The sequence below is a fragment of the Aquimarina megaterium XH134 genome (assembly GCF_000520975.1).
Lineage (GTDB): Bacteria > Bacteroidota > Bacteroidia > Flavobacteriales > Flavobacteriaceae > Aquimarina > Aquimarina megaterium.
In genome coordinates this window covers 157,765-175,214 of sequence record NZ_JACB01000031.1, presented here as the reverse complement: position 1 = coordinate 175,214, position 17,450 = coordinate 157,765, and the positions used below count along the sequence as shown (strand labels likewise).

Below are 17,450 nucleotides of genomic sequence, written 5' to 3'. Positions count from 1 at the left end.
TTATTTACTATAACATGAATATCACATCTTAGCTTTAAAGTTTTTTAAGTTTTTCTCATATAATCCTGTTTGTTTATCTTTTCTACGTTTTGCAATAGTTACAGCTGCTTCATAATGTTTTAATGCTAATTTATTTTGTCCATTTTGTGCTAAAACCTCGGCATAGCTATCTTGGGCATTGGGAGAATCAGGAAAAAGAATTGATCCTGCTCTTAAAATTGCCAGAGCAGCTTTTATATTTTTTTCCCGCAGGTAATTATATCCCATATCGTTAATCATAAAACTTTCCATATGACCTCTTTTCAATATCAATTGTAGAAGTTCGCAAACAGTTTCTTCATCTTGTTTTGTAAATTCATTTTTTTCTAAAATCTTTTCAAGTTGTTTAAAGGGTTTTTCTCTATACTTTGCAGCACTTGCTTTAGCTATTTCTTTAGCTTTTTCTAGTGCATCATTGGCAGTAGATTTAATATCTGGGATCACTCCAACACCTTCCCAATTTGTATTTGTTACAGGGTTGATCGAGCGAGCAATTGGAACAATAAGTCTATACCCTTGTGGTAATCTCATAAAATTTACAGGATGTGCACCACCACCAGTGTTCTCTCCTATAACTGTGGCTCTTTTTCTTGCTTGTAGATCATATGCAAAAGCTTCGGATGCAGAAAAAGTTCTACCGCTAGTTAATATAAATAAAGGAACCTCTAATCTTTGCATACCTTTAACAGGCACAGTATTATAGTTTTCCATAGTATCTGTTCTTCGTGTATACACGCCAGTTAGTGGTAGATTTGTGGGAAGAAAATAACTACTTAAATTAACTCCAACAGGACCATTACCACCGCCATTTCCTCTCAAATCGATAATTATTGCATCGGCAGTTGATAAATACTTCATTAGAGGATCTACTTTTATAGTGTCTTCAACTCTAAACCCTTTTAAATGAACATAACCTACATTTCCTTCAAAAAAATTAACTTCTCCAAACCCTCCTCTTCTAAAACGTTCTATATTTTGCAGATGCATGGGAATGAAACCTAAAGGATTACTCGGTCTACTATTTCGAGGTCTTGGAGGAGCAATATTTAGATGTTTATCATTTGTGATTTTTTGCATCTCTTTTGTCAACGCTTTTGCAAACTCTCCTGGTTTTTTAAAAGTATCAAAATACTTTTCTTTCATCAATTCGTCCAGACGTTGATTTACTTCTTTTGCTTTATCCAGAAAAACATAGTTCTCTGTCATAAGCTTCTGTACTCTTTTAATAACATCGGTATTTGATTGAGCTAATAGAAGTATTGGAGTTAAGGTAATTAGAACGAATATTAATATTTTACTTTTCATTATTTTAATCTGTATTATAATGTATCTGAAGTGTTATTTTTATTTATTTTGGTTTGGATATCGATCTACATTCTTATGTTGCCAAAGTAAATTTATGATTTGCCATTGGTCATTTGTTTTTACTAAATGTAAATATTCTACCCAATTGTCTGAAATCAATTTAACTGTAGCTATTCGATTATAGATATCTAATATCTTTATTTTATTACTTGGTTTGGGAGGAAATCTGGTTCCGGATTTGTTCCATGATTTTGCAAACTCTACCATCTGTTCATAGCTAGTTTCTCTAATCACTTCTTTTTGTTTTTCTCGATCAAACCCCATTGTTCTCTTAGCTAAATCTTTATGAAACACTTCTTTCATAAGATCAGGTTTTAATTCCTGTAGTGCTATTAAATACCCTAACGCTCTTTCTTTTATTTCTATAGTATCTTTTTTACTTGCTGGGCTAGCCATTCTTATATGAGTAACAGAAGGAAAGTCTCGTTCGTGCGTTAGTTCATTATTTTCGTCAAACATTGCTCCTTTTATGAGATATCCCTTATCGTCAAACTCTTGGTTGTTGGCTGCAAAATTCCACTGGTTTTTAGTTAATTTTCCTTTTGCATTGTGATAAGAATACCTAACATGATTTCCTTTTTCATCATAGGTGTCTTCATAAGAGGCCACTCCTATTGAGTTTTCTTGAATTTCTAATTTCTCATTAAGATTATAATTAGCTTTTGGAGATCCATCTTTTCTATATAAAATTCCTGTTATCCCAAATTCAAAATACGGTGAAATATTAACAGGGTTATTTTGTAGATCATACCGTTTTTCTATCACCATTTTTTTGTTTTTTGACCACCGATAATTCGCAATTTTCCAATTAGACTCCATAGGTTCATCGTTCAAATCATAAAAATCAAGTGCATTTATGAATCCATTTTTATCATATTGGTATATTTCTTTAAAGACTTCACGATTATTAGCCATTCGCTTTCCTTTCTTATCAAAAAAAGTACGAATCTCTTCACCATCAGAGTAATCAAAAACCGTTCTATGTGCCCCTATTGTTGCTAAAGGGTGTTTTCGTTGGTCGTGATAATGATAATTAACAATCTCTATCAATTGTTTTTTTTCATTGTACTTAAAAACATAATGAGACGTATGTTGAGCTTCTTGTTGATTTATTTCGTGAATTCCTTTTATCTTCACATGTGGGGATACATGATTATATCTCATGTGCCTAAAATATTGTTCTGTTGTAGCATGTTGGGCACTAGATTTAGGAAAATGCAATACTGTTAGTAACAGAAATGCAATTATTAAAACGAGATTATTTCGTGGTGTGTTTTTCATAAATGTATCTTTTTAGTGTTTTTTACATATTGACACTTCTTACTGTATTAAATCAATACGCCCTATCTAACCAATGTATCAGATTAAGTAATAGCTGATAGTTTTCTGATGCTTCTGCAGAGTTCATTCCGACCTTAACCCTATCTCTACCCGCAATTTGAGCCGTAAACATGGCTGCTTCTCCAAATACTGCTATTCTACCTTTTCCGTATTCTAAGACAGCTCCCTGAGATAAGTTTTCTGCAGAGATTCTTGGAGTTTTTTCATTAAAAACCCACATAGTATCTGTTATAAAGACAGTATATTCTTTTTTTAAATTTAAAATAGAAGAAGCTTTTTTTGGTGCTTTAAACCCTTGTCCTGTAAAGGTTCTTATTTTGTGTACTCGTTCCTGATGATTTCTTCCATTTGTTATTACATGATTACCGAGCATTTCATTTTTTCGAGAAAAGTCAAAAATTCCTTTGTCATCGGCATCCATTACAAAGCTGTCATAAAATGTAAAACCAAAAGCTTTGGCAAGATTTGCAGAGGCCCCAGCAAAGGGCATATGATCTGCGATCAAAAAAAGAGAGCCCCCATTTTTAACCCATTCTTTTACATTATTTATTTCACTTGTCGAAAAAGCACTCTCTGTGGGAGCAACAAAAGGAGGTCTGCTATTTTCTGATAACGCATTAGAGATCACCAATATCTTAAGATCTTTTAGCTTATCTTTTTCAAATTTCCCATCAAAACCATCGACTTTATAACCATCTTCTGACACTAATTTTGCAAAAGGTAAAAACCTATTGTTCTTTGTATGAAAATTACGATGTCCTTGATCTATATGTATCGTAGTACCGGTTTTTTTAGGGTACATTTTTGTTATTATCTCGGGGCTATAGGTCGTATCTGGTATTTGTTGAGAAAATATATGACTTATAGTTAAAAGGCTAATTATAAGTACGATGTTTTTGTTCATTGTTTTTTAATTTTTAACTAACAAAAAGGGCAATTACTTTGTGAGATCACATAGTTACTATTAACAGTCATTAATTCTGTTCTATGCACCAAGGTAACACAATCATACTCTTGTAGTTAAATATTTTTGCTGAACGGTAAGATCATACCTCTATATTAAATATCTATCTCGACATTCTGTCAAAAGCTAAATATTTGTATTTCATCGAGAAATAGATGTTGTTGAGAGAAGGTAATGGGTTATATCCCTGCTTAGCTTTTTAGTTGTTTTCCGTAGTCACAATCATTCGCTAACGCTTTTGAATAGCTGGTTCTTGCATTTAGATCCATAACAAGATATACTTTTTTCTTTATGAATATAGTTACATATTCTTCTTGCCAATGTATTGTTATATCTTTCTTTTTAAGATTTTTAACATAACTATATCGATTAGCATATAAGGCTGGTAATGGTGCATCTCTTCTTTCCCGAATGTTCTTATACGATTTTACATCAGAAAATCTTGGATCAATTACTGCACATAGAAAGCCATCAAAATCAATATCTTCTTTATCTGTGCTTAGGAGATAAGCCCAAACTGCATAGTCTTCTTCTTCGATCATCAAGGTTCTACCAGAATTAGTATGTGTATCGGTCATAAAAATTTTGGAAGCACTCGTTTCTTCCTTCTTTTCTTTAGTGTTTACACTAAATAATCCATCAAAAATAGATAGTAATTCAATTTTCATTTACAAGTTTTCTTTTTGGAGTCCTTAAGCTAGAGCTCATTATATTGGACGTAATCTCACCGCAACAGGTAAGATGTAGAGTTTTTATTTATTTCTTGTTCATTTTCCGATTCTGTATTACACTAAGACATATTCACACAGGATATTAATTCTCTAACTATGAAACTTATCATTAATCAAGATTCTATTCGGTATGATTAAAAACTTTATTATCATATGTGTAATACTGCTAACCTAAGTAATTATTTCTAAAGTTATTTACGGTTTCCCTCAACAGTATTCAGTTTTTTTATCCTGTTAAATCACTGTATACCATATCAATACTCAAAAAACTCAATAAAAAAGATTCAAAAAAAATAGAAGTATAAATCACATAAACCCAAATGAAGTGTTTTTCATAGGTTTTTCTTATCATTCTGGCAGAAAAAAATATACTTTTTATTTTTTCTTCATCATAGATAATGTAAATCCTCCTAACAACAGGATCACAATACCCATAATACCCCATAGCCAGATTTTATTAGCAAATAAAGGCTTTGTTACAGAAGATTCTTCGTGACCAATCGTCGACTGTGTTTCTGGAAATAGTGTTGTCACCTCATCTGGAATCTTTGCAGATACATAATTAAGATCATAAGAAGGTTTTTTCATTTTATCATTTCCATAAACCAAATAATATGTTCCCGGATTTGTAAAACGCGTAACAAGTTCGTGTTGATATCCTTTAACAATGATTTTATTAATTTTTAAAGGTTGATTGTCATGATTATCAATCACCATTCTAAATTTCTGAGCAATTGTACTCGTATTGGTAAATACATTATCTTCTATAGAATTAAGTACTCCAGAATTAAGCTCTCGATACCTAGGTTTCCAACTGCCTTTCTGAGTCTGTATACTATCTATTACATATCGAATAGATATAGGACGATAGTAATCAAAAGTTTCTTGTACTTGGACACCAATATAACTTACGGGAACTGGAGTTTTAAGACTTACATCGATAATAGTTTTTTTGGTACCCTTAGGATTCTGAATATTTAGCTTTTCTATGCCATATTCCCTGTAATTTGCCTTTTTAATTTCATATCTGGTTACATTAGCTGATTGTAAAACTGGTTTTTTAGTACTTTTTATCAGTATCCTGAAATAGTGATACTGCGCATTAGGAAATCGTACTGTAGTGAATTGATAGTCTGTAAGTTCATTTTTTATTGAAAGTATACGATAGTCTTCTTTTATGGTATACCATTCTTTACGGTCTTGAGTCCCTTCTAAGGTAATTAACCAATCAAAATTGGATTGCTCAAAGTCTAAATGAATCTGATTAATTGGTTGTTTAGTTGGGATTTCTAATGTAATATATGTTCCTTTCTCATTAAATGAGGTATTTAAAATGGTAAAAGGTATTTTAGTAAAGGATTTTTTTTCGGTTTTTAATCGTAAAAGATAAGGGGCTTCTATTGTATCTTTCTTGTTTGTGATCCCAAAAACTCTAATATCAGATAGATTTGGTGAAACTTTACTAAAAACTTCATCGGGTAAACTAATAGCATGCCAGGTATCTGTTATCTCTGGCAACATACTTCTATAAGCATATTGGTCCATCTGAGCATAAGCCCCAAAGCTAATCAATAGCACTAGGAATTTTATAATTTTCTTTTTCATGAGTTTACACCTTTTTAATTATCTTGAATTAAGAACACATATAATTATGATACTCTCACTTTACAGGTTTTAAACATATCCTTTATAAAGAAATTTTTAAGGTTTGTTACTATTTGTTTCATCTGCAATAATATGTTTGTATTTATTGTATAAAAATGAAATAATCAAAAGAAGCACTCCTAAAGCTAAGAATACAATAGTCTTCGCAATAGTTTCCATATGTGAAATATCATAAAAGAATAACTTTATAAGTGTAATTCCGAATACTATAATTGCTAAGACACGTAGATATTTCTTTCGTTTCCATATTCCTAAAACAATGAGCAATAATGCATAAATACCCCATAAAATACTTAATCCAAGCTTATATGTTTCTGTATACCCAGACAAGTCTAACCAATGTATTAATTCGCTACTTACTATCCAGATTAATGTGCAATGCAGTATAATTTCAAAAGCAACCTTAAAGGTTCTACCCAGAAATTTTTGCCGTACATACTTATAAAAAGTAAATAGCAAACCTGCTACAAATCCAAAAGAAATATATCGAATACCTATATGAGAAAAAGCTGTCGCACTAAATTCTGTTCCTTTTAATTCTAAATAACTATCTCTAAACTCACTTAGCAAATACAATCCTCTGGTCAAAAACACAAAAAGAGCTAACAACATAAAACTAAGAGTAATATACCCCAAGGCATTATTTTTAATTTTTTGGATATTCACAAAAGACAAAATAACCAAGAACAACAAACTATAATTAATAAGCCAAATAGCTCTAAAATTTCTAGTATCTGATAATACCATATACTGTTCTGTACCATCAATATTTTGGGAAATGTAATGGTGATCTATATCTTGATAAACCTGATTCCAATAACTATCTATTTCTATCCAAAATGTAAAGTAGGTAGTACATATTAATAGTAATGCTAGGCCTATGGTAAGCATTGTATACAACCAGGGTTGTTTTGGCCAGGGAAAAGATAGTTTCTCTTTACGATGTGTGATATAAATAAATGCAAAAGACACAATACACAATATTGATGTCATAAGATAAATATTAAACACTGGCATTAGTCTGGTTTCTGGCAGTGTTGGGCTATATCTATAGTACACCACGATCCAATCATGTAAAAGGCTAAAAAAAGTTAAGGCCCACAGCGGATATGAGAGAATCTCGTATATCGGTACTTTTTTGGTTCTCCCAATCCAAAATAACAATGCTGCTTCTCCTGCCCATAACAGTGTAACCCAATTTCCATCTAGTTGTACAGGAAATGCAATCGTAATAAAAATCAAAACCATACCAGATACAAAATAAAATAGGTTGCGATCAGCTAGTTTTAATCTATATACAATAACACTTACCACAAAATGAATCACTGCATTCGCTAATGTAAATACACCTAATAAATCTTTACCATATTCGTGATTGCTTAACATCGAAAATCCAATACCATAAAAGATAAATGAATTAGATAATTGTAGAATTACATCAATGGTTTTAAAGCTTTCTTTTTTTCTGAGTTTGTATACCAAAAACATAAGATAGAATGTGATAAAAAAGACAGTAAGAAATATAAAACCAAGGGTAAAATGTTCTTCTATTGTGTATTTATCGGCATACCATGACATAAAAATGATCCAAGTAAGCAAAAAAGACGAAAAGTAAAGGGGTTTCCAGTATTTTTTGATGGCAATAATGAGAATACCTATATTAATAATCGCCATATAACTAAACAGAATTACTACTCTACCCGATCCGTCACTTAATAAAAAAGGAACTGCATAGGCTCCTACTAGTCCTATATGAGCTATAATTTGCTTATTATATTGTATTGCTGCAAAAACAGTAAATGCCGTAAATAATAGCATAAGAACAAATGTCAAAGTCTGCGGAATCAGGCCGTATAAGTCGTATGCTAAAAACGTAATAAAATATAAAATAGCCATTGCACCACTAACTAGTACCGCACTAAAGTTTTCATATTTTTTCTTTAGTTTCATCCCAATTCCCAAAAGCCCTAATCCTGTTAAATACCCCAGTATAATCCTGGTTAATGGTCCTATTAGATCATTTTCTATTGTATACTTTGCCCCAATAGCAACACCAATGATAATAATAACAATACCTATTTTATTGATTAGGTTTTCTCCAATAAACTTTTCAAGATTAGATTTCTTTTTTGGTTTATTTATTTTGGTAATAACAGGTTTTTCTTCTTTTACTAGCGTTGGTTGTACAGCCTCTGGCTTAACCGAAGAGGGTGGTTCTTTGATACTTTCTTTTGTAACTTCGGCTGTAGGTGAAACAAGAGCTGGATTTTCTGTTTTTATATCAGGCTGGTTGGTCGATGTTGTTTTTAGCTTATATATCTCATCTTTAAGGCCTTGTATTTGAGTCGAGAAATCTTGTTGTCTTTTCAGTAGGATTTCAAGCTTTTCCATAAGCTGATGTATCTGATCTTGGTTGTTTCCCATATTACAATATTATTATATTTGCCTAATGCTAAGTATTCCTCAAAACTCTTATAAATTAAGATACTACAAAATATAATAAGCTTACATTTAGCGCTATATCATCACTTCTAAGAGTACATACTACTCACTATATAAATTAAAGACCTGTTTCTTTTCAAAATTTATTTTTATTCTGTTTAGTTTTTCAAAACCATATATAGTATGCACAGTTTGAATAGTAAAACAAATATCTATAATACGTACAATTTATAGAACACTGTTTCCCGTGAAAAATATTATTTATTTCGCATGGAGTTTCAGAATAAAAGACATTTATTCTGAAAAGGTAAAAAGATTTTCTGAAACATCGTTATCATAACCAATTTTCAATTCGATATACGAGCAATTTTATCTTTAAGAAATTGTCTTTCTTGTTTGGACTGGGTGAGCTGTATTGCCTTTTGGTAATATGTTGTAGCTGTATTATTATCTTCTAATCGTTGGTAGATTTCGCCTAAAGTTGCATGATATAGATAATATTTTTCTAGTAATTTGTCGTTCTTTACACTTTCGAGTGCTGTTATTGCTTCTTTTGGGCCTTTAAGTTCTAGAATAACCAAGCATCGATTTAAAAAAACGATAGGATCATTAGCAATCTTTAATAAGAGTTCATAATACTCTAATATCATTTTCCAGTTTGTATCTGTATATTGCTTTGCACAGCAATGCTGATATGCGATAGCGGCTTCGAGGTGATATGTCGAGAGTTCTCCTCCAAAAGCAGCTTTATTTAGATATTGTTCTCCAGATCGTATTAATTCTGCATCCCATGTTGTACGATCCTGTTTAGAAAGCAAAATAAGCCTCCCTTCTTCTGTTAGCCTACTATTAATTCTAGAGGCATGAAAACACATTAATCCCATCAAAGCATAAACCTCGGGTAACTGCGTACGTTTCTCGGATAAAAGAGACCGACATAAAAACATTGCTTGACTAATTAAATCTTTACGAATCAATTGATCGGCATGAGTAGAATTATATCCTTCATTAAACATGAGATAGATTGTATTAAGTACCGTTTTGGTTCTAAGATTAATTTCATTAATAGTGGGGATTACAGGACGTATCTTACGTTTTCTGAAATATTCTTTGGTTCTATACAATCTCTTAGAAATAGTATCTTCACTGGTAAGAAAAGATCTTGCAACTTCTTTAGTGCTAAATCCACATAATGCTTTTAGAATAAATGTAATTTGATTTTCTTGTGAGATATCGGGGTGACAGCATGCATACATCATTCCCAGAAAATCATCTTTTATATGTTGTTCCTGCCAATAAGTATCCATTGTAGTAGTTAGTGTATACCCAGAAGTTAGTAGTTGTTTTTCGGGATCAGAAAAATCAATAATACTACTATGCTTATTACGCCTGATAACATCTATAGCTTTATTTTTAGCTGTGCGATATAACCACGCTCTTGGGTTATCCGGCATCCCTCTATATTTCCAGGTTTCTAGAGCTTTAACCAGAGCATCCTGTACTACATCTTCTGCTAATTCTATATTTTCGGTACCGAATATTTTAATCAATACAGCAACCATCTTTCCAGATTCTTGTCTAAAAAGATGGTTTAATGTATGATCTATGTGATCTCTATTTTCCAAAAAAGTTATTCCATTGGGCTTATTTCTCGTACTTCGACGCTACATCCATATTCAAAACCTGGACAATCCTTAGCTATTTGTGCCGCATGGTCTAGAGAGTTTGCTTTAATTAGCAAGTATCCACCAACTAGTTCTTTACCTTCTGCTAATGGGCGATCGGTTACCTTTTTACCACCTTCGGTCAATGTTTTGGCCTCGTTCATTAATGGCTGACCACCAATAAGCTGCTCTGATTTTGCTAAACCACCCATCCATTGTTGCCAATGTTGCATATGTTGTTGCATCTCTTCTGGTGATCGGTTAGCATCATGCCCGCCACGGATAATATACATAAACTCTTTCATTACTATATCTTTTTAATATTCTATTATCTTAATCTTCTGGCCATACTTCTCTTACTTCTACACAAGAATTCCATTGTAATCCCGGGCAATCTTTTGCCATTTCGGTAGCATCTTCTAGGTTGTTTGCTTTAATAACCAAATATCCTCCAACCAATTCTTTTCCTTCTGTTAATGGTCTATCTGTTACTTTGGTTCCTCCGGGATAAATTGTGTTACCGTGTGAATATAATCGCTCACCTCCAACAAATTTTTCTTGCTGAGCCATCTCACCGATCCATTGTTGCCATTTTTGCATATGCTTTTGTTGTTCTTCTGGAGATTTAGAATCCCATACTTTGTCATCTCCTCTAAAAAGAAACATAAATTCTTTCATTTGTCTGTTTTTTTAAATGGTTTATTTATTTTCTACATTACTATGACGAACACTTTTTTTATTTTTGGACAAGCAACACCATATTTTTTAGTACAATGTTGTAAAAAATATTGCAAAATGATATTTCTAATTTGATATTGTGTTATTCCCCGGCAATTAACCTCATCTCTTTGTTGATGGAATTTACGAATAATCCTCAAAATGATTTAAAAAAAATAACGAGTATATTTTCATATACTCGTTATTTTTTTTAAAATCTTGTACTATATTATTGCTTAAAAAAGACACTCATATTGAGCAATTTCTTATTTTTCTTGATATTTATTATACCACACTCTTTTTTTGTCTATATATAAAAAAAGAGAAGTTTCTGTTACTTCATAATATATACATCCTGAATTGCTAATACACACTTCACGATCTTTTGCGTTTACAGACCATGTATTCTCTGTTGTCTTTGTTTTAGACTTTTCTACTACTGTTTTATCCGATTTGAATATGATAAAAGTTTCGGGATCATCTTTCATAACCCATTCTCCTATCAATTCTGTGCCTGCAACCTGTTCAATTACAATTTCTTCAAATTTTAACGTCTGATTTTGCTGTACAGGCTTTGCCTTAAAACTCATTAGTAGTGCAGCTAATATAACAGTTGTAAAAATTACGGATATAGATTGGGGTCTTTTCATAATTTAATTTTTAATAAAATAAGGATATAAATTTAATGTTTTTTTGGTAATCTATAGTTTTGATATTTTTTAATGCTCAAATAAGGTGATAAAATTATCAATTCTTTTATCCTAATCACAAATTTTATACCAGGACTATATTATTCTTTAGATCTTGCATAGTGGAGTTCCATTTCATTCATAGTAATCACCAGCATATCTTTTCTTAGCACAAATTCTAAACACTTTTCTGTACCTCCCTCTACCGATGTCGCTTTTAAGCAAAGTTTACTATCTTTTAATAACCAATACCTTTTTAGAGGTTCTCCTAAAGACTTTTCTATAACGGTTCCATCAGATCTCAATTCTATATAAGTATTGGGATCACCATCCATTACCCATTTTCCTATTAATTCTTTTGGACCGCCTTGATATACACTAATATTTTCTTTTTCACCATCATTTTTCTGGTGTTCAGGGCTATTTTTAAAGCTGCTCAATGTTAGCATAGCTATACTAACGATGGTAAGAATTAATTTGGATTGCATAATTTGGGCATTTAGGTAGGATAAATTTAACGTTTTTTTTGGTTTTATCCCTAATACTATGTTATTAAATATCTTTCTACAGATACGATAAATGCAATACAATTGATGTAAAACAATATAATTTACCGAGACTCTCATTTTAATTTTACTATTATTTGGATTCCTACATATTAAGGTTTTTAAAAATCTTGTACTTATTTTGTTTATCCATTTTTTGGTTAAAAGCTTTAAGAACTGTTATAGGAAATTAATTAGGGGTAGGGTATTATGCTGTATAAACGTTTTATTATAAAAACGCCCATAACTTATCTATTAACGTAAATGGCTAAAAGGGAACACATAAGGATAGTGTTCCCTTTTTATGTATAAAAAAATGAAAGTTATTCTAAATATTTTAGGAGGTTCTAAAAAATTATACTCTTTCTATTTTACATATGAAACAACCAGCTTCAGCATTTCTGGCATGTAAATATGCTATATCATTATGGTCATGAAATATTTCTGGAATCAAAAGATCTACATCATCATCACCTACCAATTTTGTAAATATCATATTTTGTTTTGTATTATACCCAATTAGTGATAAAGGAAAATTTTGTTTATCTGCTTTGATTTCTGGCGGAAATTGATGATCGTTCTTATAGGGTTCGACTTCTTTTTTGTGAACAAAAATAGGGCCTGGTTGATTGAATGCATTTTTAATTTCAAAAGGACTATGGCTAATCAATAGCCGAGTATCTTTTCCCGGATCAAATTTTTTTAAAGAAATACGACAAGGTCCATAACCTGTAGCTATTTGTTCAACAACAGGATAATTAAAATCATCTACTTTTGTTTCTTTAATTCGTGATACATATTCTTTTGTTAACGGGACAATCTTAAATTTTTTCATATGTTCGTTTTATGATTTAGCTTAGATTATGTAGCAGAAAAACTTATTACATAACCTTGATATAGCAAAATTGCTAAGAATTCAAAAAGTAAAACACCCGAATCTTGCTTAGTTATGAATTAATTTTTGCAGCTTCCCAGCCAATTATAGCAGTTTTGCGTGTACTGCCCCAATGGTATTGTCCTAAATCACCTGTAGATTGGATTACTCGGTGACAAGGAATTAAAAATGCAACAGGATTACTACCTATAGCAGTTCCTACGGCCCTGGATGCTTTAGGCTTATGAATATGATTGGCTATGGTTCCATATGTTGTTAATCCTCCCTTTGGGATCTTGAGTAATGTTTCCCAAACTTTTAATTGAAAATCAGTCCCTTTAAGGTGTAGTTTTATTTGACTTAATTTTCTCCAATCTTTAGTAAAGATAAATAGAGCATTTTGTTGAGATCTATCTACGATTTGAGTAAACTTTGCTTTCGGAAAACGTTGTTGTAATGTTGTAAATGCATTGTCATCATCTGCAAATGTCATATGGCAAATACCTTTTGAGGTTGAAGCTACCAGCATTTTACCAAACGGGCTTTCGGCATAACTATAATTGATCTCCAGGTTCTGACCTCCATTTTTGTATTCTCCAGGTGTCATTCCTTCTATTTTTATAAAAAGATCATGTAATCTTCCTGTTCCAGAAAGTCCGGTCTCGTATGCCGCATCAAACAAAGTGGTTTGCTGATCTTTTAAAATATTTTTTGCGTACTCTAAACTAGTGTACTGCAAAAATTTTTTAGGACTCACTCCTACCCAATCTGTAAAGAGTCTTTGAAAATGAAAAGGACTAATGTGTACTTTTTCGGCAATCTCATCCAGGTTAGGTTGATCTTTAAAATTTTGTTTAATATACGTTATCGCCTCTGCAATACGATTGTAATGAAACTGATTTTGCTCACTTATCTTCATAATACTATAATTTTAAAAACAGTATAAAAGTATATAGCTCTTGGTAGTATTAAAACCCAGAACTTGCTTATTTCAATACAGGATAAAAATAATAGTATTATATGGTTAGAAAAATTATATGGTAATAAACTGATTTAGTCCATTATAAAACTAAATCCTCCCGAGAACAAGCTAGAGCTAAGTCCAGAGTCTCGTTCATATTGTCTAAATCGAAGATCAATACTTTTTAAACCAAGTTTCCAGATATGGAATTTTGTAAAAATATCGGTATAACTAATACCAAATCCATATTGATTTGCATCAAAACCAGATAAATCATAATCCGAAGTATAGAATTGCTGTGTAGACAAATGTTGATTAAATGGTGCAAAATAATCTGCTTTTGTTTGTGTATAAAAACGATATGAAGGGTATAGTGTAAATTTATCTGTGATTTTAATGGGTATTTCTATACTTGCAGTATGTGAGTTAATCCCCCAATCATCTGTATAATATCTATAAAATGTTCGTATTGTAAAAATTTCATTAATATAATAATGTAATCTTCCTCCTGCAGCTATTTTAAACCTAGAATCTGGCAATCTTTCTACATCATCACCATATGTAAATTCTTCAATAATTACATCGGCCACATCGGCAAATTGTACTCGCTGAAATGGGGTTGACAAAAGGCCTTCCTGTTTAATAAAATCTAATGAAAGAGATCCTTGTAACCTTTTAGACAAAATTTGTGAAAATCCTAATCCTACAGAATACGAATTACGAGATTCATCATCAAACTTCGTAAATGTAGGCTGATCTCTTAATTCTGAGGGATATATTGCTTTCCATGTATCTAGAAACACATTGGCTTTTACACTTAATTCTGTATTTTTTTCATTAAAAAGTCTTGAATAACTACCGCCAAAGCCTATAGAAAAATAGTCATACTCGGTTGCTACCGCAACATTGGCTGACCACACACTATTTCGATCATCACTACTATGACTATAACTTCCTGATATTGTCGTTAACACATCTTTTTTTGATGCTCCAGAAGAAGCTACAAAAGGATTGGCAGCGCCATTGCCATCAAAAGGGTTAACATTACTAGAAGATGCCGATGAATATGCCGATATTCCTGCATCTATAGTTAATACATCATCATCATTTAGTGGGATAGAAACCACTATTGTTGGAGTAAGATCAGTGAGTTCTTCTGTACCCACACCACCTGTAACCGCAGCGTTATCTCCGTCCTGAGTATAATAACTCATCAAAAAATCTACTTCTGCAGACTCTAATACTCTCTTTTTGTAGGTTGTTGTATCATCCTGTTGTTGCTCCTGTGCAGTTACAATCACTATAGATAATAATGCTAGTATTAAGGGAATTTTTCTCAAAGATCTTTACTTTATAAAAGTTTTTAGTATGTTTTTCAATTCTTTATTTAAGAGAAATATTATCTCCTAATTACAACCACATCCTCCGCCTGTTTTTCCTCCATTTGCTCCAGCAGCAGATTCTCTATATGCCTGAAAATTAGTTTCAAAACGATCAATTTTTTTGAGCGCTAATTCCATATCAGGATCATTAATTTGTACTTTTTCGTATTCTTTTACAGCTACACATGAGTTAAGAGAAAGTACTAGTACTAAAAGTATTGGTATCAACTTATTCATAAAGTACGTTTTATAAGAATTATTGTTATTTATTATCTATCTTAATATGATCAGAGGTATGAATATTTCCCTGGTCATCAATTATAATACATTCAATCCCTTTTAATTGATTGATTCTATTTAATCCCGTTTCAATTCCCATCACAAAAACAGAAGTTGCCAATGCATCTGCCAACTCAGCTTTTGGAGCAAAAACTGTAGCGCTTACAATACCAGTAGATGGGTATCCTGTTCTGGGATCAATAATATGAGAATACCGTTTACCATCTAAAATTACGTATTTTTCATAATTACCAGAAGTCACTACTGCTTTTTCTACTACTGGTAATAGTGCAAATGCATTATTTTTATTCAAAGGATTGGTAATTGCAACTTTCCACTCGCTTCCATCTGGTTGTTTCCCCCAGGTATTCATATCTCCAGAAGCATTTATGATTCCTGCATGTACTCCTTTACTTATTAAGAGGTTTTTGGCCTTATCTGCTGCATATCCTTTGCCAATAGCTCCAAACCCTATCTTCATCCCCTTTTGGGTTAGAAATACTGTAGATTTCTTTTTATCTAAAACAATATACTTGTACCCTACTCTTGCTACTGATGTTTTAATTTCTTCTTCAGAGGGCATTTCTTTCATGCTATTATCAAATTTCCAAATTCGATCCATAGATGCATAACTAATATCAAATGCGCCATCTGTTAATTTAGAAATCTGAATAGCTCTAAATATTAGGTCGAAAAGTTCTGTATCAACTTTCACCGGATTAACCCCTGCATTGTTATTAATTAAAGAAGTTTGAGAGTTTTTATCCCACGAAGAAATCAATTTTTCGATTCTCTCAATTTCTTCGACAGCAATATCTATGTATTGATTAGCTGTTGTTTTGTCTTTTTCGACAACGGTAATATCAAAACGACTTCCCATTAGTTTTAGGGTACGTTTATATATTTGTTGTGAAAAACTACTACTTATTGTAGCCAGGAATAAAAGGGTAAAGAAAAATCTCAAAATATTATTTAATCATTGTACTTAGCATTTCTAAGTATGCATTTGGTGTTACTTTTTTATAACCAATCGCTCCCATTTTTTTACCATTTTTATCTAAAACAACAACTAATGGAAAACCTCCACTTTTATTATATTTCTCTGCCAATGCATTATTCTGATGCTGTAAAGCTTCGGGTAATTGGTTTTTTTTCTTACGTGGGAAATCAGCTTTTAATAATACGTAATGTTTTTTGGCATATCCCTGAAATTCCTCTGTATGCAAAATCTGTTTCTCTAATTTAATACATGGTGCACACCAATCTGAACCAGCAAACACTAAAATTATATTTTTATCATTTTCCTGCGCAATTCTTTTTGCTTCTTCAAAATTGGTTAGCCACTCTTGAGCACTTACCCAATTAATTCCTGAAAATATCAGAAATACAACTACAATAATCTTTTTCATATGAATGTAAATCTACTTTATAGTAACTATTCAAATTGTTAATTAGTACTTAAAATTCGTTTGAAGGTCATAATACGTACTAAGTCTAAATAATTATTAAAAGAACAATTTTTATACCGAACAAGACTATATACTTACTCTTATTTACTACAACCTTTAATTCGGCCTCTATTTATAATACAGTTATATAAAAAAATACCCTACATTGATTAGTCATTTTTTTACAAAAAAACGGAAACACCTGTGGGTATTTCCGTTTTTCGAGAATGAATTAACATCCAAAATATATTATAAAGCCTTATAAACTAAAGCTTAGGACATCTTTTGCAATTAGATTTTCCTTTCTTTTTATATTTTTTACAACATTTTTTCTTTTTCCCTCC

General features: G+C 31.6%; 17 protein-coding genes. All 17 read right to left on the bottom strand.

From position 1 onward, the window contains the following. Positions 1-21: 21 nt before the first annotated feature. Positions 22-1,344, bottom strand: a complete 1,323-nt coding sequence (locus tag Z053_RS30270; RefSeq protein ID WP_025666053.1) for a S41 family peptidase — start codon at positions 1,342-1,344, stop codon at positions 22-24. A 39-nt stretch (positions 1,345-1,383) separates the two neighbouring features. Further along, entirely contained in the window at positions 1,384-2,685 is a 1,302-nt protein-coding gene (locus tag Z053_RS30265; RefSeq protein WP_025666052.1) for a nuclear transport factor 2 family protein, read from the bottom strand. 52 nt (positions 2,686-2,737) lie between these two features. Beyond that, entirely contained in the window at positions 2,738-3,649 is a 912-nt protein-coding gene (locus tag Z053_RS0116265) for a hypothetical protein (RefSeq protein ID WP_025666051.1), read from the bottom strand. 251 nt (positions 3,650-3,900) lie between these two features. Further along, complete coding sequence (locus Z053_RS0116260; protein WP_025666050.1) at positions 3,901-4,377, bottom strand: hypothetical protein; 477 nt, start codon at positions 4,375-4,377, stop codon at positions 3,901-3,903. A 438-nt stretch (positions 4,378-4,815) separates the two neighbouring features. Continuing rightward, positions 4,816-6,045 (bottom strand): DUF3999 family protein, encoded by a 1,230-nt coding sequence (locus Z053_RS0116255; RefSeq protein WP_025666049.1) that lies wholly within the window; start codon positions 6,043-6,045, stop codon positions 4,816-4,818. Between the two features lie 96 nt (positions 6,046-6,141). After that, the gene (locus Z053_RS0116250) at positions 6,142-8,529 is read right to left on the bottom strand and encodes a DUF2339 domain-containing protein (protein ID WP_025666048.1); all 2,388 of its coding nucleotides are present in this window, start codon (positions 8,527-8,529) and stop codon (positions 6,142-6,144) included. A 365-nt stretch (positions 8,530-8,894) separates the two neighbouring features. Continuing rightward, positions 8,895-10,172 carry an RNA polymerase sigma factor gene (locus Z053_RS0116245; RefSeq protein WP_025666047.1) on the bottom strand — a complete coding sequence of 426 codons (1,278 nt, stop codon included), beginning with the start codon at positions 10,170-10,172 and terminating at the stop codon, positions 8,895-8,897. A 5-nt stretch (positions 10,173-10,177) separates the two neighbouring features. Beyond that, entirely contained in the window at positions 10,178-10,504 is a 327-nt protein-coding gene (locus Z053_RS0116240; RefSeq protein WP_241459838.1) for a YciI family protein, read from the bottom strand. Between the two features lie 40 nt (positions 10,505-10,544). Further along, on the bottom strand, positions 10,545-10,889 hold the full coding sequence (locus tag Z053_RS0116235; protein ID WP_025666045.1) for a YciI family protein: 345 nt from the start codon (positions 10,887-10,889) through the stop codon (positions 10,545-10,547). A gap of 305 nt (positions 10,890-11,194) precedes the next feature. Further along, positions 11,195-11,578, bottom strand: a complete 384-nt coding sequence (locus tag Z053_RS0116230; RefSeq protein ID WP_035096305.1) for a hypothetical protein — start codon at positions 11,576-11,578, stop codon at positions 11,195-11,197. 140 nt (positions 11,579-11,718) lie between these two features. After that, positions 11,719-12,105 carry a hypothetical protein gene (locus Z053_RS0116225; RefSeq protein ID WP_025666043.1) on the bottom strand — a complete coding sequence of 129 codons (387 nt, stop codon included), beginning with the start codon at positions 12,103-12,105 and terminating at the stop codon, positions 11,719-11,721. 412 nt (positions 12,106-12,517) lie between these two features. Next, the gene (locus Z053_RS0116220; RefSeq protein WP_025666042.1) at positions 12,518-12,997 is read right to left on the bottom strand and encodes a DUF1203 domain-containing protein; all 480 of its coding nucleotides are present in this window, start codon (positions 12,995-12,997) and stop codon (positions 12,518-12,520) included. Positions 12,998-13,109: 112 nt separating this feature from the next. Next, entirely contained in the window at positions 13,110-13,955 is an 846-nt protein-coding gene (locus tag Z053_RS0116215) for a bifunctional helix-turn-helix domain-containing protein/methylated-DNA--[protein]-cysteine S-methyltransferase (RefSeq protein WP_196909622.1), read from the bottom strand. Positions 13,956-14,089: 134 nt separating this feature from the next. Then, the gene (locus Z053_RS28755) at positions 14,090-15,337 is read right to left on the bottom strand and encodes a DUF3570 domain-containing protein (RefSeq protein WP_035096303.1); all 1,248 of its coding nucleotides are present in this window, start codon (positions 15,335-15,337) and stop codon (positions 14,090-14,092) included. Between the two features lie 66 nt (positions 15,338-15,403). Then, positions 15,404-15,616, bottom strand: coding sequence for a DUF4266 domain-containing protein (locus tag Z053_RS0116205; RefSeq protein ID WP_025666040.1), 213 nt, complete (start codon positions 15,614-15,616; stop codon positions 15,404-15,406). A gap of 25 nt (positions 15,617-15,641) precedes the next feature. Beyond that, a complete protein-coding gene (locus Z053_RS0116200; protein ID WP_407637491.1) occupies positions 15,642-16,622 on the bottom strand; it encodes an FAD:protein FMN transferase in 981 nt (326 codons plus the stop codon). A 4-nt stretch (positions 16,623-16,626) separates the two neighbouring features. Next, entirely contained in the window at positions 16,627-17,067 is a 441-nt protein-coding gene (locus Z053_RS0116195) for a thioredoxin family protein (RefSeq protein ID WP_025666038.1), read from the bottom strand. Between the last annotated feature and the right edge of the window lie 383 nt (positions 17,068-17,450).